The 24,858-nt window shown below is 67.3% G+C and carries 30 protein-coding genes and 1 tRNA gene; 19 read left to right on the plus strand and 12 right to left on the minus strand.

Annotated features, from left to right (window positions below; genetic code table 11):
- The first annotated feature begins 47 nt into the window (after nucleotides 1–47).
- Nucleotides 48–878 carry a hypothetical protein gene (locus ACFYWJ_RS26950; protein ID WP_355282623.1) on the plus strand — a complete coding sequence of 277 codons (831 nt, stop codon included), beginning with the start codon at nucleotides 48–50 and terminating at the stop codon, nucleotides 876–878.
- A 143-nt stretch (nucleotides 879–1,021) separates the two neighbouring features.
- On the opposite strand, the gene ACFYWJ_RS26955 is transcribed toward ACFYWJ_RS26950, so the two are convergent.
- The 3 genes from ACFYWJ_RS26955 to ACFYWJ_RS26965 form a co-directional block, all read right to left on the minus strand.
- Complete coding sequence (locus tag ACFYWJ_RS26955; RefSeq protein ID WP_355282620.1) at nucleotides 1,022–2,050, minus strand: hypothetical protein; 1,029 nt, start codon at nucleotides 2,048–2,050, stop codon at nucleotides 1,022–1,024.
- Between the two features lie 96 nt (nucleotides 2,051–2,146).
- On the minus strand, nucleotides 2,147–2,377 hold the full coding sequence (locus ACFYWJ_RS26960) for a hypothetical protein (protein ID WP_355282617.1): 231 nt from the start codon (nucleotides 2,375–2,377) through the stop codon (nucleotides 2,147–2,149).
- A 44-nt stretch (nucleotides 2,378–2,421) separates the two neighbouring features.
- The gene (locus tag ACFYWJ_RS26965; RefSeq protein WP_355282614.1) at nucleotides 2,422–3,255 is read right to left on the minus strand and encodes a hypothetical protein; all 834 of its coding nucleotides are present in this window, start codon (nucleotides 3,253–3,255) and stop codon (nucleotides 2,422–2,424) included.
- Between the two features lie 62 nt (nucleotides 3,256–3,317).
- Between ACFYWJ_RS26965 and ACFYWJ_RS26970 the strand changes: the two genes are divergently transcribed.
- The gene (locus ACFYWJ_RS26970; protein WP_355282611.1) at nucleotides 3,318–4,187 is read left to right on the plus strand and encodes a hypothetical protein; all 870 of its coding nucleotides are present in this window, start codon (nucleotides 3,318–3,320) and stop codon (nucleotides 4,185–4,187) included.
- 311 nt (nucleotides 4,188–4,498) lie between these two features.
- Here ACFYWJ_RS26970 and ACFYWJ_RS26975 read toward each other — a convergent pair whose 3' ends face one another.
- Genes ACFYWJ_RS26975 through ACFYWJ_RS26985 form a run of 3 tightly spaced genes read right to left on the minus strand, consistent with a single transcriptional unit; the run spans nucleotide 4,499 to nucleotide 6,205 of the window.
- Nucleotides 4,499–5,341, minus strand: coding sequence for a helix-turn-helix transcriptional regulator (locus ACFYWJ_RS26975; RefSeq protein WP_355282609.1), 843 nt, complete (start codon nucleotides 5,339–5,341; stop codon nucleotides 4,499–4,501).
- Nucleotides 5,338–5,853: a DUF6879 family protein gene (locus ACFYWJ_RS26980; RefSeq protein WP_355282606.1), complete on the minus strand. Its 516-nt coding sequence runs from the start codon at nucleotides 5,851–5,853 to the stop codon at nucleotides 5,338–5,340. Before ACFYWJ_RS26980 ends, ACFYWJ_RS26975 begins: the two co-directional genes overlap by 4 nt.
- Complete coding sequence (locus ACFYWJ_RS26985; protein WP_355282603.1) at nucleotides 5,825–6,205, minus strand: hypothetical protein; 381 nt, start codon at nucleotides 6,203–6,205, stop codon at nucleotides 5,825–5,827. Before ACFYWJ_RS26985 ends, ACFYWJ_RS26980 begins: the two co-directional genes overlap by 29 nt.
- A gap of 303 nt (nucleotides 6,206–6,508) precedes the next feature.
- On the opposite strand from ACFYWJ_RS26985, the gene ACFYWJ_RS26990 reads away from it, so the two are divergent.
- The 5 genes from ACFYWJ_RS26990 (at nucleotide 6,509) to ACFYWJ_RS27010 (ending at nucleotide 8,225) form a co-directional block, all read left to right on the plus strand.
- A complete protein-coding gene (locus ACFYWJ_RS26990; protein ID WP_355282601.1) occupies nucleotides 6,509–6,730 on the plus strand; it encodes a hypothetical protein in 222 nt (73 codons plus the stop codon).
- Nucleotides 6,727–6,897, plus strand: coding sequence for a hypothetical protein (locus ACFYWJ_RS26995; protein WP_355282598.1), 171 nt, complete (start codon nucleotides 6,727–6,729; stop codon nucleotides 6,895–6,897). Before ACFYWJ_RS26990 ends, ACFYWJ_RS26995 begins: the two co-directional genes overlap by 4 nt.
- Before the next feature lie 67 nt (nucleotides 6,898–6,964).
- On the plus strand, nucleotides 6,965–7,393 hold the full coding sequence (locus tag ACFYWJ_RS27000) for a hypothetical protein (protein ID WP_355282597.1): 429 nt from the start codon (nucleotides 6,965–6,967) through the stop codon (nucleotides 7,391–7,393).
- 116 nt (nucleotides 7,394–7,509) lie between these two features.
- Complete coding sequence (locus ACFYWJ_RS27005; protein ID WP_355282594.1) at nucleotides 7,510–7,716, plus strand: hypothetical protein; 207 nt, start codon at nucleotides 7,510–7,512, stop codon at nucleotides 7,714–7,716.
- A gap of 11 nt (nucleotides 7,717–7,727) precedes the next feature.
- On the plus strand, nucleotides 7,728–8,225 hold the full coding sequence (locus ACFYWJ_RS27010) for a tyrosine-type recombinase/integrase (RefSeq protein WP_355282591.1): 498 nt from the start codon (nucleotides 7,728–7,730) through the stop codon (nucleotides 8,223–8,225).
- A 94-nt stretch (nucleotides 8,226–8,319) separates the two neighbouring features.
- Here the strand turns inward: ACFYWJ_RS27010 and ACFYWJ_RS27015 are convergent.
- Both ACFYWJ_RS27015 and ACFYWJ_RS27020 read right to left on the minus strand, forming a co-directional pair.
- A tRNA-Pro gene (locus ACFYWJ_RS27015) sits at nucleotides 8,320–8,393 on the minus strand.
- 223 nt (nucleotides 8,394–8,616) lie between these two features.
- A complete protein-coding gene (locus ACFYWJ_RS27020) occupies nucleotides 8,617–9,855 on the minus strand; it encodes a helix-turn-helix domain-containing protein (RefSeq protein WP_355282588.1) in 1,239 nt (412 codons plus the stop codon).
- 160 nt (nucleotides 9,856–10,015) lie between these two features.
- Here ACFYWJ_RS27020 and ACFYWJ_RS27025 point away from each other — a divergent pair, with 160 nt between their 5' ends.
- From ACFYWJ_RS27025 to ACFYWJ_RS27035, 3 genes are read left to right on the plus strand one after another with little or no spacing between them, the layout of a single operon-like run.
- Nucleotides 10,016–11,542, plus strand: coding sequence for an NAD(P)/FAD-dependent oxidoreductase (locus ACFYWJ_RS27025; protein ID WP_355282585.1), 1,527 nt, complete (start codon nucleotides 10,016–10,018; stop codon nucleotides 11,540–11,542).
- A complete protein-coding gene (locus ACFYWJ_RS27030) occupies nucleotides 11,539–12,468 on the plus strand; it encodes an alpha/beta fold hydrolase (RefSeq protein WP_355282582.1) in 930 nt (309 codons plus the stop codon). Before ACFYWJ_RS27025 ends, ACFYWJ_RS27030 begins: the two co-directional genes overlap by 4 nt.
- On the plus strand, nucleotides 12,465–13,313 hold the full coding sequence (locus tag ACFYWJ_RS27035) for an SDR family oxidoreductase (RefSeq protein WP_355282579.1): 849 nt from the start codon (nucleotides 12,465–12,467) through the stop codon (nucleotides 13,311–13,313). Before ACFYWJ_RS27030 ends, ACFYWJ_RS27035 begins: the two co-directional genes overlap by 4 nt.
- Before the next feature lie 199 nt (nucleotides 13,314–13,512).
- Here the strand turns inward: ACFYWJ_RS27035 and ACFYWJ_RS27040 are convergent, their stop codons facing one another.
- A complete protein-coding gene (locus ACFYWJ_RS27040; protein WP_355282576.1) occupies nucleotides 13,513–14,364 on the minus strand; it encodes an SDR family NAD(P)-dependent oxidoreductase in 852 nt (283 codons plus the stop codon).
- A gap of 106 nt (nucleotides 14,365–14,470) precedes the next feature.
- Between ACFYWJ_RS27040 and ACFYWJ_RS27045 the strand changes: the two genes are divergently transcribed.
- The 4 genes from ACFYWJ_RS27045 (at nucleotide 14,471) to ACFYWJ_RS27060 (ending at nucleotide 17,375) form a co-directional block, all read left to right on the plus strand.
- The gene (locus ACFYWJ_RS27045; protein WP_355282573.1) at nucleotides 14,471–15,076 is read left to right on the plus strand and encodes a helix-turn-helix domain-containing protein; all 606 of its coding nucleotides are present in this window, start codon (nucleotides 14,471–14,473) and stop codon (nucleotides 15,074–15,076) included.
- Nucleotides 15,077–15,210: 134 nt separating this feature from the next.
- Nucleotides 15,211–15,642 carry a MarR family transcriptional regulator gene (locus tag ACFYWJ_RS27050; protein ID WP_355282570.1) on the plus strand — a complete coding sequence of 144 codons (432 nt, stop codon included), beginning with the start codon at nucleotides 15,211–15,213 and terminating at the stop codon, nucleotides 15,640–15,642.
- A 41-nt stretch (nucleotides 15,643–15,683) separates the two neighbouring features.
- On the plus strand, nucleotides 15,684–16,223 hold the full coding sequence (locus ACFYWJ_RS27055) for a nitroreductase family protein (protein WP_355282567.1): 540 nt from the start codon (nucleotides 15,684–15,686) through the stop codon (nucleotides 16,221–16,223).
- 111 nt (nucleotides 16,224–16,334) lie between these two features.
- The gene (locus ACFYWJ_RS27060; protein ID WP_355282564.1) at nucleotides 16,335–17,375 is read left to right on the plus strand and encodes an oxygenase MpaB family protein; all 1,041 of its coding nucleotides are present in this window, start codon (nucleotides 16,335–16,337) and stop codon (nucleotides 17,373–17,375) included.
- Between the two features lie 18 nt (nucleotides 17,376–17,393).
- Here ACFYWJ_RS27060 and ACFYWJ_RS27065 read toward each other — a convergent pair whose 3' ends face one another.
- Nucleotides 17,394–18,539 (minus strand): lipase family protein, encoded by a 1,146-nt coding sequence (locus ACFYWJ_RS27065; protein WP_355282561.1) that lies wholly within the window; start codon nucleotides 18,537–18,539, stop codon nucleotides 17,394–17,396.
- 163 nt (nucleotides 18,540–18,702) lie between these two features.
- Between ACFYWJ_RS27065 and ACFYWJ_RS27070 the strand changes: the two genes are divergently transcribed.
- From ACFYWJ_RS27070 to ACFYWJ_RS27090, 5 genes are all read left to right on the plus strand, one after another.
- Nucleotides 18,703–19,926 (plus strand): histidine kinase, encoded by a 1,224-nt coding sequence (locus tag ACFYWJ_RS27070; RefSeq protein WP_355282558.1) that lies wholly within the window; start codon nucleotides 18,703–18,705, stop codon nucleotides 19,924–19,926.
- The gene (locus ACFYWJ_RS27075) at nucleotides 19,923–20,600 is read left to right on the plus strand and encodes a response regulator transcription factor (protein WP_355282555.1); all 678 of its coding nucleotides are present in this window, start codon (nucleotides 19,923–19,925) and stop codon (nucleotides 20,598–20,600) included. Before ACFYWJ_RS27070 ends, ACFYWJ_RS27075 begins: the two co-directional genes overlap by 4 nt.
- A 93-nt stretch (nucleotides 20,601–20,693) precedes the next feature.
- Nucleotides 20,694–21,239, plus strand: a complete 546-nt coding sequence (locus ACFYWJ_RS27080; protein WP_355282552.1) for a dihydrofolate reductase family protein — start codon at nucleotides 20,694–20,696, stop codon at nucleotides 21,237–21,239.
- 29 nt (nucleotides 21,240–21,268) lie between these two features.
- A complete protein-coding gene (locus ACFYWJ_RS27085; protein WP_355282549.1) occupies nucleotides 21,269–21,784 on the plus strand; it encodes an AAA family ATPase in 516 nt (171 codons plus the stop codon).
- Complete coding sequence (locus ACFYWJ_RS27090) at nucleotides 21,784–23,061, plus strand: hypothetical protein (RefSeq protein ID WP_355282546.1); 1,278 nt, start codon at nucleotides 21,784–21,786, stop codon at nucleotides 23,059–23,061. Before ACFYWJ_RS27085 ends, ACFYWJ_RS27090 begins: the two co-directional genes overlap by 1 nt.
- Before the next feature lie 39 nt (nucleotides 23,062–23,100).
- Here ACFYWJ_RS27090 and ACFYWJ_RS27095 read toward each other — a convergent pair whose 3' ends face one another.
- Together ACFYWJ_RS27095 and ACFYWJ_RS27100 are read right to left on the minus strand one after the other, a co-directional pair.
- The gene (locus ACFYWJ_RS27095) at nucleotides 23,101–24,168 is read right to left on the minus strand and encodes a cytochrome P450 (RefSeq protein ID WP_355282544.1); all 1,068 of its coding nucleotides are present in this window, start codon (nucleotides 24,166–24,168) and stop codon (nucleotides 23,101–23,103) included.
- 198 nt (nucleotides 24,169–24,366) lie between these two features.
- A complete protein-coding gene (locus ACFYWJ_RS27100) occupies nucleotides 24,367–24,708 on the minus strand; it encodes a hypothetical protein (RefSeq protein ID WP_355282541.1) in 342 nt (113 codons plus the stop codon).
- Nucleotides 24,709–24,858 lie beyond the last annotated feature (150 nt).

The following is a 24,858-nucleotide window of genomic DNA, read 5'->3' on the forward strand; positions in this document are numbered from 1 at the left end:
GAGGTTAGCACCAGCACATACTACGTGACTGATAGAAGGAGATTCTCTTGAGCTTAGTCGTTGCCAAACTGCATGGCGAGCGCATCAGTCTCGTATCCGATACCAAGATTACAATTCACGAGGATAAGAAAGATGCGCACCACCGCACGCTGCGAGTGTATGAATTCCCCCTCTTGAAGCTCGCTATTGTCCGTAGGGATCTGGCGATCGGAGTTGCCGGAGTGGATCCAGTCGGAGCCCTGCGAACCGCGGCTGAACACTGGGATGGCCCACTCGAAACATTGTGCGATGCCCTACGAAAGTATACAGCCGGTCGAGATATTGGATTTGTAATCGCCGCACTAAATCCCGCGAGACTCTGGCGTATCGCTGATGGCACCACATTTCAGAGGACTGCGCGGGGAGATGCATGGGAAGGGGAACCAGCAGCCTACGAAGAGTTTCAGGAGCTGTATGACGACTGGAAAGGAGTCGAGGAAGTCAAAGATGACGTCGACTTTCGCTTGATGTCGTCCATGCAGCGACTGACGACTCCATTCTTTGCGCAGCATGCCACCGTTGGAGGCCACACAATCCGCGTCGCGACTGGGCCTCAGGGATTCTGCTATGTGCCTGACCCGACCGCTACACTGAATTCACCGCTCGACAGTCGAATGTTTTTCAAACTTCGCTACGCGGTTGGAGTCGGTGAAACCCCAGGTGCTTTCGGATGTTTCGTAGACGGGTGCCAGAATCAAATCATTTTTCGCCACAGACAACCGTGGGATCCAATATCGGTAGAGGCTTCAACGATTGAGGCGCTAGTTGAGCAAGGGGCGAGCTACGGACAATTTCTTGAGGCTTCGCCGGATCACCCTTTCCCCTTTGGGGACAGCTGATTTCCCAAGTGAAGCCAGGCCATCAGGCGGGTACCGCCTGTGTGGCCGCCTTCACGTCCGGCATATAGTTCTATTGTTGATCGTTCGTGAAAACTCATCAAGTGCGAAAATAGCTTCGCCTGCGCGAATCTGCGCACAAACAGCTATTCCGCATCTTTGGCGAGTATTTTCGTAAACTTCGGAGGCGCACTCATCGTCTCGACAAATTTCTCCAACATCCGTGCGCCTTCGCGTGCGTGCGCATATTCCCAGCCGCCAGATTGGAGCCGCTCCCGACTGGATTGGCCTGTATCACCGAGGTCGATATGCGGCGGGAGCGATCTTGTCAAAGCAACGCCCTTGACCAGTATGGGAATTACCACGTCGCACACATGCCGCAGCAGGCGGTTCAACTCAGCTGCTGGTGAAACAAATGCAGCGCCGTTCGGACGTTCAACGATGACGCTTGCAGTAAATGAGACGACAATCGGTGTTCCAACCGGAATCGTCATCACAAGATCTCCCGCGCTGATCGGTCGCATCGAATGATCCTGACCTATGAACGGCTTGTCCTCGCGATCTACCATCAATCCTGTCGCACACAGCCGAATACCTCGGTGTTTGTCGGTATTTGAGTATTCTTGCAGCAGCTTGAGTGGATGCTCAAAGTGGGGCGTTACCCCCATGAGTTCAGCAAGGCCTTCTTCGATCGAAGGAATTCGAGCTTGATCATTAAACGGCTGCAAGCTGGCGACTCGCTTGCCAATCACCGCCCCTGCCGCGAACGCGGCAACAATCTTGCCGTTCGCTTGATGCCATTTGTCCATAGCCTCCTGATCGTCCTTGATCGGCATCTGTATACACTTGGCCTGCTTCTCGGTGAGCGCACCTTCGTGGGTACTATCAACCATAAAAAACAGCACGTTCTCAATTGCGGATCGAATATGGTTAATGGCCTCACTGAAGAGCATTGCAATCGCCGGCGGTATGGGGCGAATCGCCTCGATCTCAACATCGACGATTCCGCGACTGCGTTCAATCTGAACTGGAGTGATCCCGTGTTCTGACCAAGCCGCACAGAGCACTGCGATCTGCTCGATAGCCTGGTCGGCTCGGGCGAGGCGGAACGCTACAGGGTCGAGTTCCGTTGGCAGCCAGTCAGTATCGCGGCTACCATGTTGTTGATCACTCATGGCCCGCAGCTTAATGCAAAGACATCAGACCGCGATTGGCGATCCGTAAAGAGCACTCGCCATCACGCATCATGCTGCAACCTCAACACAACATGATCAGTCACCTTGCGATGCTATCGTTCGCGTCGATCGAGCTGGATCGTTCATAGCTGCCTGGTCAGTACGAATATCGTCAATCGATTCAGCAATGCCATCCAGCTCAGTGTAGATGGCGTCGATTTCTTCTTCGTCGGCCTTCTTGGCTAGTTCTGCGTCGACCGCATCAAATCGCTTGTCCATATAGGCATATAATCTGGCAAACTGCTTATTAAATTCTTCTTCTGTCATATATAAATAGTATATTGCTATTGCGATTGTTGAACAATAGCAACCTACCTTTTAGCCACATCCCCCTCCGGCACCCAAACGAAAGCCACCCCACCATGCGGCATCACCCACCCGTCGAAGCGAAGACCAACCTTCTTGTCCGGCAGGCTATCGGGCGTCTTGCTTCGGATGCTCCTGCGCGAACTGGCGATGAAGTCGATCATGTTCACGGAGGCGATGTCGGTGTCGCTGTAGTCCAGCTCGATGTCGACGCCCCGCGTCGGCTGGTCGACGTAGAACTGCATCCATCGACTCTGCGGTGCCTGCTGCAAGCGGTAGGTGAAGGCAATCGTCCGCGGGCGCTTCGGATCTCCGTCCACGCCGAGGTTCACGCTGTAGGTTTGGGAATCCTTCCGGCTGCTGCGGCGGATCGGGCGTTCCTCGCCATCGACGGTGAACTGCACCAACTCGAAGGCGTCCTTGGCGCTGGCGTCGATGCCGCTGGTTGGGCTGTAGTACCAGACGAACGTCGTGGCCGGATCGTGAGACAGCGTTCTGTAGTCCTCGATGTCCGAGACCGAAGCGAAGTGTCGAACAGTGCTCGCCGGCACCGTCGTGTACTCCTGCGTGACGGTGATGCCATACCCGCCTTCCTGTAACGGCGACAGCGGAACACCTCGGGTGTTCCGCTTAAGCATGCTTAAGCGAATCGAGATCGTGGCGTCGTCCCACCGTTCGACAGACTGAACTGCCTGGTCGCGAATGTCTGCATACAGCTCGCGGGCAAACTCGTCGTCGCCGAGCCGCATCGCCAGGCTGCTGCCGATGATGTTGTCCAGCAGTTCCGGCGTCGCCACCCGCCGAAGATCCTCGTTCTCGAAGGCGAAGCCCTTGATCACGGCCTCTCTGCGGAAAGGGCGGACAGGATGGATCGTTCAGCCGCCAGGAACTGTTCGATCAGGTGCAAGACGTCCTGAACGCGCGCAGTGCCCGCGGCCAACGCGATCGAGTTCTTCAGTGCTACCTCAAGGGCGCGCTGTTCTGCCAGCGCTGCCACCTCGCTGGACGAACCGCCCGCCTGATCTACACCGAACCGGTGGGATGTAACGGCACCCGCTACGCCTACTTCCTGTGCCGTGGCCGTCAGGATGGCCTCTGCGATCTGCCACACCTGCGCGCCGAACTGGTCGAGGAAGCGATCATCGACCACTACGCCACGCTGCAACTGCCCGCCGACTTCGCCGCCGAGCTTCGCACCCTGATGAAGGAAACGCTCCACGACGAACAAGCCAGCACAAGGGAGCACCACGCCAACCTGAGCCGACGCCTGCAAGCCATCGACGAACGCGAATCCCGCCTGGTCGACCTCGCCGCCGATGGCACCCTGCCACAGGCCAAGATCCGAGCCAGACTGCACGAGCTGCGGATCGAGCGTGAACGCGCCGAAGCCAGCCTGGGCAGTGTGAGCGATCAGCTGGCGGTCGGGGCCGCAGTGCTAAAAGATGCCCTCCACCTGCTGGAAGACCCGCAAACCCTCTACCGGTTGGCACCGGACAACGTCCGGCGGCATCTCAACCAAGCCTTCTACGACCGCTTCTACCTCGATGACCTCGAAGTCGCTGATGACACCAAAACCCCGATCTTCACCGAGCTGCACGAGGCCAAACAGGCACATCGAAGGCGACAGGTTCGGAGCGCTGGATGTGGGCACACCCCGCCCAAACAGCAGAAAAGCCCCCGCGCTGCGGAGGCTTCTGGTGGTGCGAACACCCTTACTCTCGCCAGTGTTTTTCGGTCACTGGTTCGAGTAAGGGCGCTATGGTCGGGCTGACAGGATTTGAACCTGCGACCACCTGACCCCCAGTGAACTGGAATCCCGGTTTCGGGGGTCGGGTGAGCGCTCCGCCCCAGGTCGAGCGGGGGTTGCGTCCAGCCGATCCAACCGGCAGACACCCAGATGGGGTCGTCTTGGCACACTCTAGGCACACTAGAAACATCAGTTGACCTGCCTATTTGCAACCTGCTCGGCACACTCGCGCCAGCGGTTCGGGCAGCGTGCAGCCCACCTGCCGACACAGAACGGCCCCGGAATCGCATGGTTCCGGGGCCGTTGCGTCTGGTCGGTCGGTCGGGAGGTGGCAGCTACGCCGTGCCCGGCGGGCGCGTTTCCATCGCCCGGCGGATCAATGTCCGTGCACGCTCGCCGGTGACTGCCTGACGGACGAGCCCGTCGAACGCGCGGAGGTAGACCGCGATCTCGCGGGGTTGGGTCACCCGCAGCTCGGCTGTGATCGCTTCGACCGTGACGAGCCGCTGATCGAACACGACGAAGTTCGTGGCCTGGATCGGCATCTCGGCTTTCGCGGGGATGATGCCCAGCAGCACCCGGGACAGGCCCGCGACGGCAAGCAGGCGATCCAACTGTCCGACCATGACCGCGTCGTCACCGACCGTGGTGTGTAGCGCCTGCTCGGCGACGAGGATATGGAACTTCCGCCGACCTGAGTACAAGAGCTGTTGGCGTTCGATACGGGCGGCAACGCCCTGGTCTACGTCGTCGGGAGCCCGATAGAACTCGACGTAGCGGCGCAGCACCGCCGCCGCGTACTCCGCTGTTTGCAGGATGCCCGGGATGATCTGCGGTTGATAGATCCGGATCATCTCGGACTCTTCGGCAAGGCGAACGTTCGCCTTCTGCTGGCGCTGTGTGCCGGTGCCGAGCACCTTGCGCCATTCGGTGACGGCGGTTTCGACGTTGTGCAGGGTGGCCAGCAGGTCGGCGAGCTGGTCGGGGGTGCCGGTGTGGGCGCAGTAGGCGCGGAGGTCATCAGACGATGGTGTCTGTCGACCGTTCTCGATCTTGGAGACCTTCGATTCGCCCCAACCGGCCTGGTCTGCCAGAGCGCGGCCGGTGATCCCTGCTGTACGGCGAAGCTCCCGGAGCCTGGCCCCGAGAGCTTCCCGTGCGTCTGCCGGATTGGTCACCCGGCAAACTCTCCGAACGGAACGGCCACCTTCCACAGCCGGTCACGGGTCGCGACGAAATGATCGACTACGGCCGGATCGGTGGTGACTGCCAGACCGGCCGGGGCTCCGCGTTCGTCGGTCAGGTTGTAGACCACCCGTTCGTCATCGAACAGCCAAGCATCGTCCGGCGGGATCTCTCCGGCCTTGCCGCGCGGCACGTACCGGATGTCTTCGCCCGCGTCGACGTTGTAGCCAGTGACCGAGAGCAACCAGCGCTGATAGTCGCTCAACGGGACCGTGACGACCCGAACCCGGCTGACGCTCACACCGCGTTCGGTGGTTTCACGCATGAGCGCCTGCCACGGCGTCGCGGTGTAGGGCGCTGGCTCGCCAGCAAGGAACGCCCGGAGACGTTCGTCCTCGTCGGCGACGAAATAGGCGTCTCGGCACTCGAAATGGAACGCTGACCGCTGGGCTTCCCGGAACAGTCCGGGCCACAGGTCAGGCTCGTCGTTGGGCCGATAGCGCACCGTAGAAGGTCCTTTCGAACTTGGGGACCTCGACAGCCGATTCGTCGGCGGCGAGGTTCATCTGTGCGAGCGTTCCAGGGTCGGTGATAGGGCGGCCGGTCAGGGTGAACGTTCCCCGGCCGGTGTCGGTCATCGGTGCCCCGACGTAGGTATCCGCTTCGGCGAACCCTAGGAGCAGGTGCGGGATTTCGACGGTCTCGGGTGAGTCCGTGGTCCATCCCTGCACCGCGTAGGTACCGGAGTCGGTGGCGAACAGTGTCGGGCATCCGCCCGAATCGCTGCCGCCGTTGCCAAGGAACGTTAGGCGCATGTCGCTACCCCCTGGTGAGAACTTGCGCGAGTTTTCCCGCACTCCCACATGGTCCCACCGTCCCACACAGGTTGCTGCCTGTTCAGTCCAGTTCGAGCAAGTTCGAGCAAGTTCCTGGTCCAGCGGTTGCACAACCTCATACCGTCAGCTTCAACGCTCCCGGCGGGTTTGAACTCGGAGTCCCCGCCGGGAGCGGAACCCAAGCACCCAGGAGGCCGCGATGCTCCCGCAGCGGACACCCAAGACCAAACGCCCGTACCCGATCGAGGTCGCACCACCGACCGTAATCAGGCGACTGTTGGAAGCGCTCGAGCGCTGGGAACCGGAACCGAAACAGCAGGCGTCATGATCGGCGAGCTTCAGAAGCAGGTGGACGCCCTGCGTGAACGCGCTGCACGTCGGTCGATGTCCATCACACCCGCCCCTGAAGGCTGGCAACTGGCCTCACCTTGGCGCGTGGTCGTTCTGGGTGATCTGGATGCGATCGGCGCATGGCTGAGCGCGGCAGAAAGCTACGACCACCGCCCCCGGCAGTTCTTCCCGACCGGATGCAAGGCGGACTCATGACCGGCGGCCTGGTGCTCGCGGTCGCGATCCCGCTCGCGGTCTTGGTCGGCGTGGTTCTCTGGCCCGAGCCGATTCCGAAAGACCGGACGGTCGACGCCATCCGGGCACGGATCGAGCAGGAGGCACAGCACCCGAACGGCCGCCGAACTGCCCGGCCGCCCTGGTAGCTCTGTTGCCCGGTCCAGTGCGGGCAACAACGTCACACGCGCACTTGGGATCTGGGAAACTCGCGCGGTGACGATAGACCCGGTGCTTGCAACACTTCTCGGAACCCTGCTCGGCGTAGTGGGTACGAACCTCACGTCTCGATCGACAATCAAGGCCGCCGAACGTAAGGACCTGCGGGCGCAAAAGGCGGAGCTACGCAAAGAACGGCGCGAGGCAGCGGACGCCTTTGCCGAGATCTATCAAGAGCTTGAGGAGCATCTTGCGTCCGAGGACGAGCGTGACCGGTCCCTGATTCGCCGGATGTGGGTCGCGCACAGCCGGTTGGCCTTCGTCGCCGGTGACGAGTTGCAGGCCGCGACCACCGAGCTTGCCGACCGACTCAACGAGATGTTCTGGTCTTCGGAACCGTGGTCGAACGAGCGCTTCTCCGGCGAACTTCTGCCGGTGAATCGTCGGTTCCAGGAGGCGGCCCGCACCGCCCTGCGCGAGGAGTGACGCGGCTGCCTGACGACCGGAACCGCCAACCGTTCGATCTTCACAATACGTGCAGCTCAGATCACGTTTTGATGAGCATTCCCTGTGCTCGGCGCGCAGGTGGCTACCGTCAACGGATGACGACCTATGCCGTGGTTCTGGAAACCAGACCACCGACCAAACGTGACTTCGGCGGTGGCAACAACGTGGTCGAAGTCGCCCATTCGCACGCCATCGAATGGCCTGGCCCGAAGGGTGAGGACGACTGGCGAGACGTGCCGACACTGTGCGGCCGATCGGCGCGGAGCATGCAGTTCGAAGAACTGCCTGATCCCGGCGACTGAGCTGCTATGGGATGCGCCGCAGTGAGGTGCTCGCGATGAGGTGGACGCGGTTCGATGACGAAGCACTGCGGGTCCGACGTGGCCGCGTCGCTGTCGGACGTGAAGTCGAAGAGGGAAACCCGAAGTCGGGCCGCAGCCGCCGCGATCTTCCTCCCCCTGCCGATCTGGCCGACGCTCTGAGGGCGCTCAAGACCGCCCAGAAGGCCGAATGTCTCGCGTTGGGCATCCCGTGGTCGGACGATCGACTGATCGCCGTGCACGCGGACGGGACACCTGTTCGGCCCGAGTGGTACTCGGATGAGTTCCAGCGCATCAGCAAGCGCGCGGGACTGCGGCGGATTCAGCTCAAGGGCCTTCGGAACACGTCGGTGTCGCTCATGCTCGCGCTCGGCATCCCGGTGCACATCGTCGCTGCCTGGCACGGCCACGACCCGGCGGTCTCGCTTTCGATCTACTCCGACGCTCAGCCCGAGGATCTGCGGGCCGCCGGGGCGAGGTTGTTCGGTTGAGGATCGACCGGTTTCCCACGGCTTGGCACACAGTTGGCACACTGGGGCCTGAAAAAGAAAATGGCCAGCGGTGGAAAACCACCGCTGACCTCTGTCGGGCTGACAGGATTTGAACCTGCGACCACCTGACCCCCAGTCAGGTGCGCTACCAAGCTGCGCCACAGCCCGTTCTTGCCCCCGTCTCCGGGTGCTCGAAAAGATTACCGCACTACTCTGCGTAGGAACTAATCGGCTGGTAGATGGCTGTTTTTGGGCGTTCGCGCGTGGGTGGAGGCCCCGCGTGGAGCCGCCTTTGCGTCGTGGTGGCAAAGGCTGTCCATGGCAGGTGAATTCGGTTGCGTTCTGCGGACAACCGCGTCGACGGTGACGTGACCGCGAGGGTGGGTTCGGGTCAGCGGGTCCAGCGGAGGACTTCCAGGGCAGCGCCTACCGCGATGGTGTTGCTCGACAAGGGGCGGGGTAGGAGTTCGTCGGCGCGGGAGAGGCGGCGGACGATGGTGCTGCGGTGGGTGTAGAGGTGGTCGGCGGTGCGGGTGATGCTGCATTGGTGTTCGAGGTAGGTGGTGATCGCTTCGAGGACGTCGGGGTCGGCGGTGGCGAGGTCGCCGAGGGTGTCGGCGACGAATTCGTCGGCGCGGAGTGGGTCGGCGGTCAGGACGGCGACCAGTTGGACGTCCTCGTGGCGGGCTACGCGGCGGTGGGAGGTGAGGCGGGTCAGCATGCGCTGGGTTTCGAGGGCGTCGAGGTGGCTGCGGCGGAAGCCGGGGATGCCGAGGCCGGGTCTGCCGATGGCGACGCGCACGTCCGGGGCGTCGGCGAGCCCGATGGTCACCGGGTCCAGGTCCGGCGCGGCGTCGATCGGCAACCACAGCCACAGCGCGGCGGCGCCGGCCACGATGGTGAGCCGGTGCCCGGCGCCGCCGACGCGCAGCAGCAGTTCGGCGGCCATTTCGAGCTGGTCGCTCGCGCCGGGCGAGCTCGCCCAGAGGGCGGCCGCGGTGTGCGGGCCGGTCAGCCGGTAGCCGAGCTGGCGTTCGGCCTCGCCGCGGCGGATCGGCGCGCCCTCGAGCAGCAGCGAGACGGTCGCGCGCCGTTCGGCGTTGGTGCCGCGGGTCAGGTCCTCGCGTTCGGCTTTCATCTGGGCCGTGATGGCGGCGACGGTGTCCTCGACATAGGTCGAGATCGACAGCGACGCCAGTTCCAGCAGCTCGCGGAGCTGCGCGGGGTCGTCGGTCAGCCCGAAGCAGATCTCCATACAGCGGTTCCAGACGACGCTGTAGCTGGTGCGATAGGCGTCGAGGGAGGACTCGTCCAGGCCGCGCCGGACCAGGTCCCGCGCCGCGGTCAGGGCTTCGGGGCCGAGGTGCGGTGGGACCCGGCGGCCGGGATGCTGCACGTTCGACCAGGCCCAGTGGGTGATGTTGGCGAGGTTGGCGCGCCGCACCGCCGCCGCGAGCACCGGGTCCTCGGCGATGCGGCGCATCCGCTCCCCCGCCAGCGAGGCCGCGTGCAGGTCTTCCAGCCATTCCCCCGACGGGGTGAGCGCCGATTCGGCCGCCGTCCGGATCAGGGCGACGATCTCCGGCCCGGGCTGGGGCCAGTGCAGATCGCGTGCATCATTTTGCCGCATCTGCCGATCATGATGCGTCTTTATGTCGTAGCGCAAGGCCGTCGATCCGGCGGACTCTGGAAGGCACACCCCGCCCCGGCGCCGTCCCGCCCGGGCCGAACACGTCGCCCTCAGCCTCCGCACCGGCACACGCACCGCGGAGCCGGATCAAGGAGCCGCCATGACATCCACCCCGACCGCCGAACCGGCGCAGACGGGCACCGACCACGTCGACGTCCTGATCATCGGTGCCGGGATCTCCGGCATCGGCGCGGGGCGCTACCTGCGAACCCTGCTGCCGCACAAGAGCTTCACCATCCTCGAGGCCCGCGGCAGCCTCGGCGGGACCTGGGACCTGTTCCGCTACCCCGGCATCCGCTCCGATTCCGACCTGCACACCTTCGGCTACGAGTTCAAACCGTGGCGCGACGAGCAGTCCATCGCCGACGGCGCCCGCATCCTGGACTACCTGCGCGAAACGGCCACCGAGAACGGCCTCGACGACACCATCCGCTACCACCACAGGGTCGTCGGCGGCTCGTGGTCGTCGGCGGAAGCACGCTGGACCGTGCAGGTCGAACGCACCGACACCGGCGAACACCTCGAACTCACCGCCGACTGGATCTTCTCCGCCGCGGGCTACTACCGCTACGACGAAGGGTTCACCCCCGAATTCCCCGGCCGCGACCGGTTCCAGGGCACCGTCGTGCACCCGCAGCACTGGCCCGAGGACCTCGACTACGCGGGCAAACGCGTCGTGGTGATCGGCAGCGGCGCGACCGCGGTCACGCTGATTCCCGCGATGGCCGAGACGGCAGCGCACGTGACGATGCTGCAGCGCACTCCGACCTACATCCTGCCGGTGCCGAGGAAGGACCCGATCGCGAACGCGCTCAAGCGCCTGTTCGGCGACGAGCGCGGCTACGCCTTGACCCGCCGCAAGAACATCGCCCAGCAGAAGCTGGTCTGGAGTCTGTCGCAGAAGTACCCGGACCGGATGCGCCGGATCATCCGGTGGACCAACGCGAAGCAGCTGCCCGCGGGCTATCCGGTCGACGAGCACTTCAATCCGCCGTACAACCCGTGGGAGCAGCGGCTGTGCACCGTGCCCGACGGTGACCTGTTCAGGTCCATCCGCAACGGCACGGCCTCGGTGGTCACCGATCGCATCGACACCTTCACCGAGAACGGGATCCTGCTGTCCTCCGGCCGCGAACTCGAGGCGGACATCATCGTCACCGCGACCGGGCTGAACGTGCAGGCGTTCGGCGGCGTCCCGGTGACGATCGATGGCCGCACGGTCGCGACGGCGGACACGGTGGCCTACAAGGGCCTGATGCTCTCGGGCGTACCGAATCTCGCCTATGCCATCGGCTACACGAACTCCTCGTGGACGTTGAAGATCGGCCTGCTGTGTGAGCACTTCTGCCGCGTGCTGGCCCACATGGACGACAACGGCTACCGGATCGCCCGCGCCGAGATCGCCGACACCGCCATGTCGACCCGGCCGTTCCTCGACTTCGCCGCGGGCTACATCCAGCGGGTCGTCGATCAGCTGCCCAGTCAGGGCGACCGGATGCCGTGGCGGACCTCGATGAACTACCAGGACGATGTGAAGCTGTTGCGCCAGGCCGACGTCCTCGACCCGGAGCTGCACTTCGAGACCGCGCACCAGCCGGCCCGACGCACGGCGACGGTCCCCGCGTGACGGCTCCCGACGGTGGGGCGGCACGGGAACGGGTGACACCGCTGCCGACCGGCTCGCGCATCTGCTACCGGATCGACGGGCCGACGGGCGGTGTCCCGCTGGTGCTCGTCGCCGGGCTCGGCCTCGATCTGACGGTCTGGCCGCCGCGCCTGGTCGACCAGCTCGCCGCGGCCGGGTTCCGGGTGGTGCGGTTCGACAACCGGGATGTCGGCCGGTCCAGTGCCGGGCATGGTCGACCGCCCGGCACCGCGCGGATGCTGTTCTCGCGTCCGCGTCGCGACGCGTACACGCTCGCCGATATGGCCGACGACGTCTATTGGCTGCTCGACCACCTCGACATCGGGGCCGCGCATGTGGTCGGCATGTCCATGGGCGGGATGATCGCCCAGACCCTCGCCGCCCGGCATCCCGAACGCGTCGTCACGCTCACGTCGATCTTCTCGACGACGGGGAATCCGAAGGTGGGTCAGCCCGCGTGGTCGACGAAGGCCCGGCTGGGTGCGCGCCCGCCGCGCACGACGGACCAGGCGGTCGATCGCCATCTGGCCATGCTGCGCCACATCGGGTCGACGACCTTCCCGCCCGATCCGGCGCTCGAGTGCCGATGGGCCGCCGGGGCGTGGATCCGCGGCGCCGGTCCGCGGGCGCACGAAGGCATCGCCCGCCAGATCGGGGCGATCCAGGCGTCCGGCGACCGGACCGTGGAGTTGCGCACCATCGCCGCGCCGACCCTGGTGATCCACGGCGACACCGACCTGATGGTGCATCCCAGCGGTGGTCGCGCCACCGCGGTCGCCGTCCCCGGCGCCCGCTATCTCGAAATCCCCGGGATGCGGCACCATCTCGCGCCCGGCGTGCTCGACCGGCTCGCCCGCGTCATCACCGACCACGCCCGCACGACGCAGTCCGCAGGAGAGCTCGGATGACCACCTTCCAGGGCAGAGTAGCCGTCGTCACCGGCGCGGGTTCGGGCATCGGCCGTGCGCTGGCACTCGGGCTCGCGCGCCGCGGCGCGCTGATCGCCGCCTCGGACATCGACCGCGACGGCCTCGCCGAAACCAGCGCGCGGGTGGCCGCGCTCGGCGCCGACATCCACTCCGCGACAGTCGATATGGCTCATCGCGAGGCGGTGATCGACTATGCCGAGGAGGTGATCGCGCACTTCGGGGCCGTCCACCAAGTGTACAACAACGCCGGGATCGCCGGTCGCTCGGCGACCGTGCTCGACAGCGACTGGGCGAACTACGACAGGGTCATCGCGGTCAATCTCTTCGGGGTCATCCATGGCACGAAGGCGTTTCTCCCGCACCTCATCGCCTCCGGTGACGGCCATGTCGTCAACATCTCCAGTCTCAACGGCTATCTCGCCCAGCCGTCACTGTCGGCCTACTGCGCCAGCAAGTTCGGCGTCCGCGGCTTCACCGAGGCGCTGCGCGCCGAGATGCTGGCGGCCGGGCACCCGGTGCGGGTCACCGCTGTCCACCCCGGCGGGGTGAAGACCGACATCGCGTCCAACGGTGTGGCGCAGGCGCTTGCCGACGGTGCCGAAGTGACTGCCGCACAGCGTAAACGGGCCGCCATCTACAACGACAAGCTCCTGCGGATGCCGGCCGACGAGGCGGCGGCCATCGTCCTCGACGGTGTCGCGGCCGGCTCGCCCCGGATCCGGGTCGGGCGTGACGCCGCGTTCCTCGACCGCGTCGTTCGCCTGTTCCCGCGGCTGTATCCGAGGGTCGTCGCCCAGTTCGAGCGCCGCGTCCTCGGCGCGTGAATCCGTTCCCCCGGCGGCACCGGCGAACTCCCGCGCCTGAGCCGCCGGGTTTCGGTCACGCGGTGGCCCGGTCCGCCGACGCGGCGGATTCGACCCCGGCCAGCGTCTCGCTCAGCGCCGATTCACCAGCCGGATGGACGATGTTGCGCCACAGAGGATCCGAGGTGGTCGGACAGGGTGCGCTGCGCGATCGCTTCGGTCATCGACCCGCTCCCGCCCGGACCGGCCGCGGCGCGAGCGCGCCGAGCACCCGTGTCGCGACGGAGGCGAACAGCCGCTGGTAGGTCGGTCCGAGCAGGCGCACCGCGGTGTCCATGGCGACGGCGTCGTAGCCGATCAGCACGCGCGGCTTGCGCGCGAGGACGCCGCGCAGGATGGTCTGCGCGGCGGACTCGGGGCTGGTCGGGGTGAGCTTCTCGGTGAACAGGGTGCGCAGGGCGGTCATGTCGGTGCCGACGCTCGAGGTCGCGCTCGCCACGATGCCGGTCCGCACGCCACCCGGGTGCACGCAGGTCACCGCCACCGGGTGGCCGGAGATCAGCATCTCCTGGCTCAGGGCCTCGGTGTAGCCACGGACCGCGAACTTGGCAGCGTTGTACGAACTCTGGGTGGGCACGCCGAACAGGCCGAAGACGCTGGAGATATTGACCACGTGCCCGTCGCCGGAGGCGATCAGGTGTGGCAGGAACGCTTTGGTCCCGTGCACGACGCCCCAGAAGTCGACGTCCATGACGGCTTCCAGATCGGCGTAGGGCGTCTCGTCGACGGTGCCGAACTTGGTGATGCCCGCGTTGTTGATCACCAGGTTCACCGTGCCGAAGGTGGCGGCCACGGCGTCGGCGTAGGCGTGCACGGCCGCACGATCGGCGACGTCGAGGATCTGCTGATGCGGTGCGCCGCCGCAGAGTTCGGCGGTGCGGGCCAGGCCCGCGGCGTCGACGTCGCTGATCGCCAGGCGGGCGCCGCGCGCGGTCAGCTCGACGGCCAGCGCGCGCCCGATACCCGAGGCGGCGCCGGTGACCACGGCGACCTTGCCGTTGAAATCCTTCATCGTGTCTCTCCCGATTGCGGTGTGCGGTCCCCGGCAACCGTAGTTACCAGTCAGTTGCATTACAAGTCATTCGACTGGCAAATCTCGGCATCGGTAGGATCGGCCTGTGCCGAACCCGACCCGTACCCAGTCGCAGCGGCGGGCCGCGACGGTCGACGCCCTGCTCGACGCCACGATCCAGGTGCTGACCGACGGCGGGTACGCGGCGCTGACCACTCGCCGGGTGGCCGAGCGGGCGGGCGTGAGCCAGGGCGCCCAGCAGCACTACTTCCCGACCAAGAACGCCCTGGTCGACGCCGCGTTGCAGCGGATGGTCGACGAACTGGCCGCCGAGGCCGTGGCCACGCCGCTACGCGCCGAGACCGAACGCGACCGCGCCGAGGAACTGCTCGACCGGCTGTGGGACCTGCACAACCTGCCGATCGGCCCGGCGGTGCTCGAATTGCTCAACGCGGCCAGGACCGATCCCGAGATCGCGGACCAGGTGGTGCCCTCGACGCGGGCCGGACTCGCGGCCATCCACGCGATCGCGGCCGCGGCGCTGCCCACCTACGCGCGGGCGGCGGGTTTTCCCGATGCCATCTCGGTGGCCGTGTCCACCGTGCGCGGTTCCTCGACCCTCGCCTCGATTCCCGGCCTCGGTGACGTCCATCCGCCCTGGCCGCAGGTACGGGAACTGCTCATGCGGATGCTCGACACCCTCCTCCCCTGAACCGGTGCCACCATCGACCGGTCTGGGCGACAACCGATCTCGACGGCACCGACCCGACCCATGCTCGGGAGTTCATGGGAAATTCTCAGCTCACTGACAGCTGACCACCGGGCCCGGTTCGTAGTTTCGGATCCGTGTCCACGTTGTCGACAACCCCTGATCTGGCCGGCGCCCTGTCCCTGGCCACCGTGCGGCTCGCCCGCCGCCTGCGCGGCCACCGCGCCGATCCGCAGATTTCGCTGTCCCAGCTCTCGGCCCTGACCACCCTGGGCCGGGAAGGGGCGATGGCGGCCGGTGCGCTGGCCGACCGGGAACAGGTGCGCCATCCCTCGATGACGCGGACCATCGCGTCGCTCACCGAGCTCAACCTGATCGATCGGCGACCGCACCCGACCGATCGCAGGCAGACGCTGCTGTCGGTGTCCCCCACCGGGCAGGCGCTGCTGGCCGAGGAATCCCGGGCCTCCGAATCCTGGATGACCGAACGGCTGTCCGAGCTGTCCGGCGAGGAGATCGCGCAGCTCGCCAGGGCCGTCGAGATCATCGGCCGCATCGCCGCGCGGTGACGACGGGCATAGGAACGGGCGGACCCGGGTTGGCAGTGAGCGTGTCTTCCGAACCGATCCGCCTGCATCCGCTCCTGGCCGGCCGCTACAGCCCGCGCGCGTTCGACCCGGTGGGAACCGTCGACGACGAGACCCTCGACGTGCTGCTCGAGGCGGCGCGGTGGGCGCCCTCGGCGGGCAACTCGCAGCCGTGGAGCTTCTATCCGGCCCGGCCGGGCGAGGTCGAGCACAAGCGGCTCCTCCGGTATCTGGCACCGAGTTCGGCGCGCTGGGCGCCCGACGCGGGGCTGTTGATCGTCACGCTGGCCCGGCGCTTCGTCGACGACTCCGACCTGCCCTACTCGGAATTCGCGGACTACGACCTGGGCCAGGCCGTCGCCCACCTCACTGTGCAAGCCCAAGCCCTCGGCCTGGCGTGCCACCAATTCCGCGCCTTCGACCGGGACGGGGTCACCGCCGATCTCGCCCCCAATCCGGGCTGGGCCGTGCTGTCGATGATCGCGGTCGGCCGGGCCGCCGACACCGCGACCGCGCGCACCCGGCACGAGATCGCCCACCTGCGGGCGGCGCCCTGGCGGTGAATCGTTCGCGTTGTCGCGCATCGCTTCCGCCGCTAGGGTGTCCCCTACTGCCGAACAGCTTGTCCCGCAGACCCTTCAGCGCTCCCGGGGTCGGCGCGGGAAGGGGGAACGATGAGTTCGATCGAGCCGGTCTGGGGCCGCTACAGCCCGCGCCCCCTGATCCACGGATTGCCCGTCCTCATTCTCGACGCCGGCTATCTCCCGTGGGAGTCCTACGACGAACCGGCGGGCGATCAGGGATACACCGGCCCGGACAGTCCGGCGTGGCGGGTGCTCGGTCACCAGCCCGCCGCGCTGCTGGGCGGGGTGGTCGGGCTGCTGATCGGCACCCTGCATCCGGTGGTCCTGCGCGGCACGCTCGAGCACACCGATCTGGAGCGCGATCCGCTCGGCCGCCTGGCCCGGACCGCGGGCTTCGTCCGCGCGACCACGTATGCGGCCGGTACGGTGTCCGATCAGGTGATCGAGGTCGTCAACCGAATGCACGTGCCGGTCTCGGGGACGATCAACGGACGCGACTACAACGCCGCCGACCCGGACCTGATCACCTGGGTGCACGTCACCATCTGGGGTGGGTTCCTCGACGGCTATCAGCAGCTCAGTGGGCGGGCGCTGGCACCCGACGACGTCGACCGGTACTGGGCCGACATCGCCCCGATCGGTGAGAAGCTCGGCGGCACAGCCGTTCCCCGCGATCGCGCGGCCGTCGACGCGTACTGGCACACCGTGCGCGGAGAGCTCGCCGAGTCCGCCGCCGACCGCGCCGCCGCGCGGGCGGAAGCGGCGTGGATCCTGCACGAGGTCGGGTCGTGGCACGGCACCGTCGCCCGGGACGGCGCCCGCCGGGTGGGCGAGCTGTTCGCCCGCTTCGGCAGGCCGGTCGGCGCGACGGTGGCGGCCCTGTCCCGGTTTCCGATCTGGTACTGCGCCAATATCCTGCTGCGGGTGATCGTGGGGATGCTGCCCTGCTGGGCGGCGACCGAGCTCGGCATCACGCCGCGCCGATGGCTGGACGCACCGGCACGGCTGATCACCAGGGTGGTGTTCTTCGTCTACGACCGGGCGGCGGGCGACCCCGAACACGTCCTGCGTGCCCGCCGCCGCTGCCGACGGCAGCCGACCACCGAGACGGCGGAATCGGCTGCGGCGTAACGGTCTTCGATCTCGCGGTCAGCTCGCCGGAAGCACTCCGGCGACGAACGATCGCGTGTCGCCCGCCGTGGCCACCAGGATGGCGAAGTGGTCGGCCGAGGGATGGCGCACGAGCCTGCTGTCGGCCCCGGCGAACCGGAGCTGCTCCTGCAGCAGCACCGTGGTCGGCATCGGCTGAACCCGGTCCGCGTCACCTTGCAGGAGCAGCACCGGCCGCCGGAAGCCGTCGGTGGGCGGGTCGAGATAGTCCGCCAACGCCGTCATGAGCGGCGGATCGGCCAGCGGCGCGGCGAACAACGCGCCGACCGGTCGGCCCGCGACCGCGGCCTCCAGCACGCCCAGGCAGTCCTCGCCGGCCCGGGCGACATCGAGCAGGTGCCTGCCGTGCGGAGTCAGATAGTCGGCCACCCCGATGTCCGGGCGGGCGTGATCGAGCCCGGCCAGGATCATGACCAGCCGGGCATGGAGCCCGTCCAGGCCGGGCAGGGCCGGTGTGCCGGGACGGGCGAGCGCCGCGATCGCCTCGCCGATATTGCTGGTCGGCGCGTAGGCGACGGTGCCACGCAGGTCCAGGTCGACGGCATAGTCCGGCCACAGCCGCGACGCGGCGAGCGCGGCCTGGCCGCCGATGGAATGTCCGGCAGCCACGAACGACCGCGACAGCCGCGGGTCCACGGTGTGGCCGGCGCGCACGGCGTCGAGGACGGCGTGGCCTGCCGCGCGCCACGCGAGGTACTCGTAGGTCCCCGGTCCGCCCAGCCCGATGTAGTCCGTCGCCGCGACGGCGTAGCCCTGGTCCAGGTAGGTGGACATCTGCGGTGTCTCGTCGAACGTGTCGGCCTGCCCGCCGTCGAGATTGGGGGCGCACCCGTAGGTCATGCCGCTGGTCCCGTGCGCCCAGGACACCATGGGCCATCCGCCCGCGGGCGGGTCGCCCGCGGGCACCAGGACGGTGGCGCCGCTGACCTGGGGTTCGCCGTGCTGTCCGGTCGTCCGGTAGAGCAGGCGGTAGCCGCGCGCCGCGCCGGGAATCAGTTCGCCGCCGGTCAGTTCGCGTGCGGTGACGACACTGCCGGGTTCCGGTGGCTGGGCCGACGCGCGACCGGCGGCGGTCATGGAGGTGAGAGCGAGCACTGCCGCCCCGACGGAGACGATACGTTTCATGCCTCCGATTCCACTCCCGGCCTGGGCTTTTCGCGTCCGACGCCGGCATCGAGCCGCTACGCCGATCGACGTAGCCCCGGCCCGGTCGGCTACGCCGAGCCGCGTAGCCGAGCGCACCCTCGCACCCATGCGGACGCGGCGACCGGTCCCCTACGATCACGGCATGCGACGGTGGGATGTACCGCGAGCGAGGGCGTGGGCGGCCCGCAGGCCACCGTGGCTGACGGATCTGCTGCTGGCGTTGTTCGTCATCGGGATGCAGGTGGAGAGCGCGGGGACGGCGCTCGGGGCGGAGCCGGTGGCCAGGCCCGTCACCGATTTCGGGTATGCCGCTTACGCGCTGCTGATCCTCGGCGGCGGCGTGCTCGTCGTCCGGCGCCGCTATCCGGTGCTGGTCTTCGGCATCACCGGCGTGCTCAGCCTGGTGTACTTCGGTCTCGGTTTTCCCGACCGCCTGTCCTGCCTCGCACTGTTCGTCGCCACCTATACCCTCACCGCACACAGCGACCGTCGCCACTCGGTGGTGATCGCCGGCGCGGGCATCGCGGTGCTGTCGCTGGGCTGGCTGGCGGCGGCCGCCGACACCGAGCCGAGCGTGGCCATCGGCTGGGTGTTCTTCCGGATCGGCGCGACGGTGATCAGCATGACGCTGGGGATGTCGGTGCGCTCCCGCCGGATCATCGCCGCCGACGCTCAGCAGCGCGCCGAGCTGGCCGAGCGACATCGCGAGGAGGAGGCCAGAGCGCGAGTCGACGCCGAACGGCTCCGGATCGCGCGGGAAGTCCACGACACCGTCGCGCACGCCATCGCGATCATCAACGTGCAGTCCGGTGTCACCGCGCACATTCTCGACAAGCGCCCGGAGCAGGCACGCGAGACGCTGCGGATCATCGAGCAGACCAGCGCGCGAGCACTGCGGGAGATGCGGGCGATCCTCGGCGTGCTGCGCGGCGACGACCGCCGCGCACCGAGCCCCGGGCTCGGGCAGCTCGACGACATTCTCGACATGGCCCGTGAGGCCGGACTCGAACTCACCGTCGAACGGTCCGACGCCCGGACGCCGCTGCCGAGCGCGGTCGAGAGCGCGGCCTACCGGATCGTGCAGGAGTCGATCACCAATGTGATCCGCCACGTCGGCCGCACCTCGGTGACCGTGGTCCTGGAGTCGAGCGCCGACCGGCTCCGGGTCCGGGTGGCCGACACCGGACCAGCCGAGGCGGCGCGCGCTCCGGACCTCGCCGACGGCGGTGGCGACGGTCGCGGCATCACCGGCATGCGGGAACGTTGCCGCCTGCTCGGCGGAGATCTCACCGCGAATCCGTTGCCGCACGGCGGATTCGAGGTCCTCGCCCAGTTCCCGCTGGCTCGGGTCGGAGCGCTCCGGTGAGCCCGGCGCCCGCGATCAGGGTCGTCCTCGCCGACGACGAGCATCTCGTCCGATCGGGGTTCAAGGTGCTGCTGGACCTGGAGGACGACATCAACGTGGTCGGCGAGGCCACCACCGGCATCGAAGCGTGCGATCTCGCCAGGACCGCCCACCCCCACGTGGTGCTGATGGACATTCGCATGCCCACTCTCGACGGGATCCGGGCCACTGCGCGCATCGCGGGCACCCCCGGGCTCGAGCACGTCAAGGTCCTGATCCTCACGACCTACGACACCGACGAGAACGTCTTCGATGCCCTGCAGGCCGGGGCCAGCGGGTTCCTGCTCAAAGACGCGGGCCCGGCCGAACTGCTGCATGCCATCCGGGTGATCGCGGCCGGGGACGCCCTGCTGGCGCCGCGGGTCACCCGCCGCCTGATCGGGCAGTTCGCCGCACAACGCCGGCTGGCCGCGTCGGCCGCGGACCGGCTGTCGGTGCTCACCGACCGGGAACGCGAGGTCCTCGCCCTGGTCGGCCGGGGAATGAGCAACGACGAGATCGGCGCGGCGCTGTTCCTCAGTCCCGCGACCGCCCGCACCCATGTCGGCCGCGCGATGTCCAAGCTGGGTGCCCGCGACCGCGCCCAGCTCGTCGTGATCGCCTTCCGGACCGGCCTGACGACCCCCGACGAGTGAACGACGAGACGTCGTCGTCGCGTGCGTAAGAAAACCGTAAACCCGCACGGGCACAGTGTTCACATCGCACGAACCACTATGTAGGAGAAGACAATGGGCAAGCTGATCGAATCCACCTTCGTCACTCTCGACGGCAGCGTCGACGCACCGCACGAATGGAGCGCGCCGTACTGGGACGACGAGCACGCCGCCTATGCCTCGGAGTTGCTGTCCGCCGCCGACGGGCTGCTGCTCGGCCGCGAGACCTACGCGGGTTTCGCCCAGGTGTGGCCGACGCGCCCGGCAGGCGACCCCTACACCGACCGCATCAACGCCCTGCCCAAGTACGTCGCCTCGACCACCCTGCGGCCGTCGGAGCTGACCTGGAACGCCGAGTTGCTCGCCGGCGACACCGTCGAATCCGTTCGCGAGGTGAAGGCCCGGACCGACGGTGCGCTCCTGAAGTTCGGCACCGGCGCGTTCTCCCAGCTCCTGCTCGACAACGCGCTCGTCGACGAGTACCACTTCTGGGTGTTTCCCGTCATCGCCGGTGCGGGCACCCGTCTCTTCGACGGCAAGGCCGACACCACACACCTGAAGCTGCTCGGCACCACCCGGTTCGACTCGGGCATCGTTGTGCACCGGCTGGCTCCCCGCTGACGAGGCCGCGGCACCGATAAAGTGAGTCGGTGCAGAGGATTCTGATCTCCGGAATCTCGGGGGCGGGGAAAACGACATTGGCGGGCGCGCTGGCCGACCGGCTCGCCCTGCCCAGGCGGGAATTGGATGCGCTGCATCACGGGCCAGGATGGGTGAAGCGGCCGGAATTCGAGGCCGAGGTCGAGCAGTTCACGGCGGGGCCGCGCTGGGTGACCGAAGACCAGTATCGGCGGTGGCTGGGCGATCTGCTGTGGACGCGGGCCGACACCGTCGTCTGGCTGGACCTGCCGAAGCGGACGGTGATGACGCGGGTCGTGCGGCGCTCGTTCACCCGGGCCGTCACCGGCCGGGAATTGTGGAACGGCAATCGGGAATCGTTCCGGCACTGGCCAGATCACGACCACCCCATTCGATGGGCCTGGAGCCGCTACGAGGACCGTCGGGTCCGCACCGAAGAACTGATCGGCCGATTTCCCGAACTGACCGTGGTGCATCTGACGTCGGCCGGCGACGTCCGTCGCTGGTTGCGTGGTCTCGGGTCGTGATGCCGGAAACGTCCCCGACCCGTGCCTTCGCCCGCCCGCTGTCGTCGTTCGAGTCGTATTTCGCCGTCACCTCGGCGACGATCTGGGTCACCGATGAGGTGGTCGGGCCGCTCGATCTCGACGTGTTGCGGGCGGCGTGGGACCTGGTGTGCCTGGCGCATCCCGTGCTCACCGCCCGGCTCGTGCCCACCGCCGGGGACGACGAATCCGTCGCCGGACTGCGCGGTCTCGAGATTGTGGTCCCGGCCGGGCCGGCGGCTGCGCCGATCGGGCGGATCGATGACGAGTCCCCGAAGCTCGGCGCAGGCGGTCCGGTCGCGCGGCTCTCCGTCGGCACGGACCCGGCTCGGGTCGCTCTCGCGTGCCATCACGCGATCGCCGACGGCAGGCTCGTGCAGTTCTGGCACGACGAGTTGTGGTCGTATTACACCGAACTCGCCGCCGGGCGGACACCGGCGATCCGACCGCATCCGGTGCCCCGGTCCCCCGAGGCACTACTCGGCGAACGCGGCATCGTCAGGGCCGCGGGCCCGCCGAACCGGTTGGGCCACGCCACTCCTACGAATCTGCCGAGTGGCCGGGCGGCACCTCCCGTGCGCTGGCGCCAGGTCCGGCTGCGCGCGGCCGACACCACGGCTCTGCTCGCCACCGCCAGACATCGAGGGCAGACGGTGCACAGCTTGGTCGCCGGTGTGGCGGGCGTCATGACCCGGCGGTTCCTGCCGATCGAGGATGATCGGCCGATCGACATCAATGTCGTTTCGCCCGTGGACATTCGGCCGAGGCTAGACCCGCCGGTGCCGGTCTGGGCGGGCACGAACATCCTCGGGATGGCGAACGCCGTCGTCGCGGTAGACCCCGGTTCGGATCCCGCCGACGTGGGCGCCGTCGTGACGGGACAGTTGGCCGCGGACTTGGCGGCGGGTGTTGTGCACCAATCGTTTCTGCACATGGCCGATACCGTCGACCGGCCGCGGCCCCTGGTGCCGCGCACGATCACGACGAACCTGGGTGTCCTCGCACCGACTCCGACGCCACCGGACACGACGATCACCGACCTGCGTTACGCGTTGCGGTTCGACTGGGCACCGCTCGTCGCCATGATGACAGCCGCCGGGCACACCGACCATCCACTACTGCGCACCTCGGTGCACATGATCCACACCCGGGCGGGCAGGCTCGGCGTCGACTTCTCGACCTCGCTGTCGGAGGAACGCGCCGACCGGTACGCCGCCGAGTTCGAGGCGCTGCTCCTCTGCCTGACAACGCCGGGCTAGCGACCGCACGCCCTCCGGTCTCGATGCGGAGCGCGGGTGTCAGCGCGTCACGCTGTCGAAGGTCAGGTGGAGTTCGCGGGGTGCGCCGACGCTGATGCCGACCGAGCGCTCGATCTCGGTGCCGGGGGCCAGGCGGAAGCCGGTGAGGCGGTCGAGGAGGCGGGTGATACCGATGTCGAGTTGCATGCGGGCGAAGTGGCGGCCGACGCAGCGGTGGATGCCGATGCCGAAGGCCAAGTGGGGGTTGTGGTTACGGTCGAAGTCGAGGTGTTCGGGGTTGTCGAAGCGGACGGTGTCGCGGTTGGCGGAGCGCCAGTGCACGGCGATCCGGTCGCCTTTGACCAGGGGGACGCCGAGCAGGTTGTTGTCCTCGGCGACGACCCGTCCCATGACGCTGACGGTCGAGGTGTAGCGCAGGATCTCGTCGAGATCGCGGGTCGCCCAGTCGGGTTCACGCAGGCGCTCCTCCAGGCCGGGGACCGCGGTGAGGTATTCGGCGATATAGGCCAGGGCGCCGCGGGTGGTGTCGAGACCGCCGAGCAGCAGTACGGTGACGACCCCGAGTCGTTCCTCCATGGTGAGCGGACGGCCGCCCTCCACGGTGGCGTCGACGATGGACTGGAGCAGGTCCTCGCGCGGCGCCGCTGCCCGCTCTGCCATGAGCTCGGCGGCCAATCCCGCCACCGCGGCGAAACTTTCGGGGGTGTTCTGCACCGACACCTGGGTGACGGCGTCGACCGCGCGGGCCAGGCGCTCCTCGTTGTCGTCGTCGAGCACGATCTTGGCCAGCGCGCCCGCGGTGAACGGGATCGCGAACTCGCTCACGAACTCGACCTCGCCACGCTCGGCGAACCGATCGATCAGATCGTCGGCGAGCTGCCGCACCACCGGCTCGTACCGTTGCAGCGCGGGCTTGGCGAACGGTCCGTTCAGGAACGCCCGGAAGTCGTGGTGCAGTGGCGGATCCACGTCGATCGGCGGCAACGCGACCGGCACCGTCGTCAAGCCGGGCATGGCCGAGCTGAAGATCTTCGGATGCGCGGCCACGGTCACGAGATCCTCGTACCGCGTCACCACATGCATGCCACCACCGAACCCCGTGTGCACGACCGGACAGTGCTCGCGCGCCCACGCGAGCTCCCCGTCCAACCGCGCGCAATGACCTTCGTCGAACCAGTCGAGCTGATCGAAAAACCCTTGCCCGCTTGCATTCACGGCAAACCTCTTCCCACCCCGGAGCATCGACCCCACCGATGGTGCGCCCGCCACCGTGCCGAGTCAACCCTCGGCGCGGCGGAATTCCTGTCATGGCTCCCGGTGGTGGAAGACGCGTTCGATCAGGCCGCGCAGGGGTTGGTCCAACGGCTTTCCCCCCGTGTCGAAACCGGGTGCGGGGTTGCCGCTGAACCCGCCGATCAGTTCGTGGGTTCCGTCCGTGGTGGTGGCCCAGACCTCGGTATCCGGCGGGCGCCAGACGACCACGGCATCGGGGTAGTGGGTCAGTTCGGCCAGCATCGCGTCGGGCCCGCGGAACGTCAGCACGACTTTGCCTTCCTTCGGGAACTCGTAGTACATCCCTTCCGGCTCGATCGAGACGGCGAACTGGTGACTGTCGGGCCGGGCCGATATCGCGAGCTGGAACTCCATCCGCCGATCATGCCCCAACCGCCTGGGCGGCGACCGGGTACGGATCGGGAGCGCCGCTCGGTGCGGAACGAGGATCGGCGAAAGCTTGGCAGCGATAGGAGCTGTGGGGTCGGGGCGCCGCCGCGGGGCCGACCGCCGAGACTGAGGACC

The sequence above is a fragment of the Nocardia sp. NPDC003269 genome, assembly GCF_042888005.1.
GTDB lineage: Bacteria > Actinomycetota > Actinomycetes > Mycobacteriales > Mycobacteriaceae > Nocardia.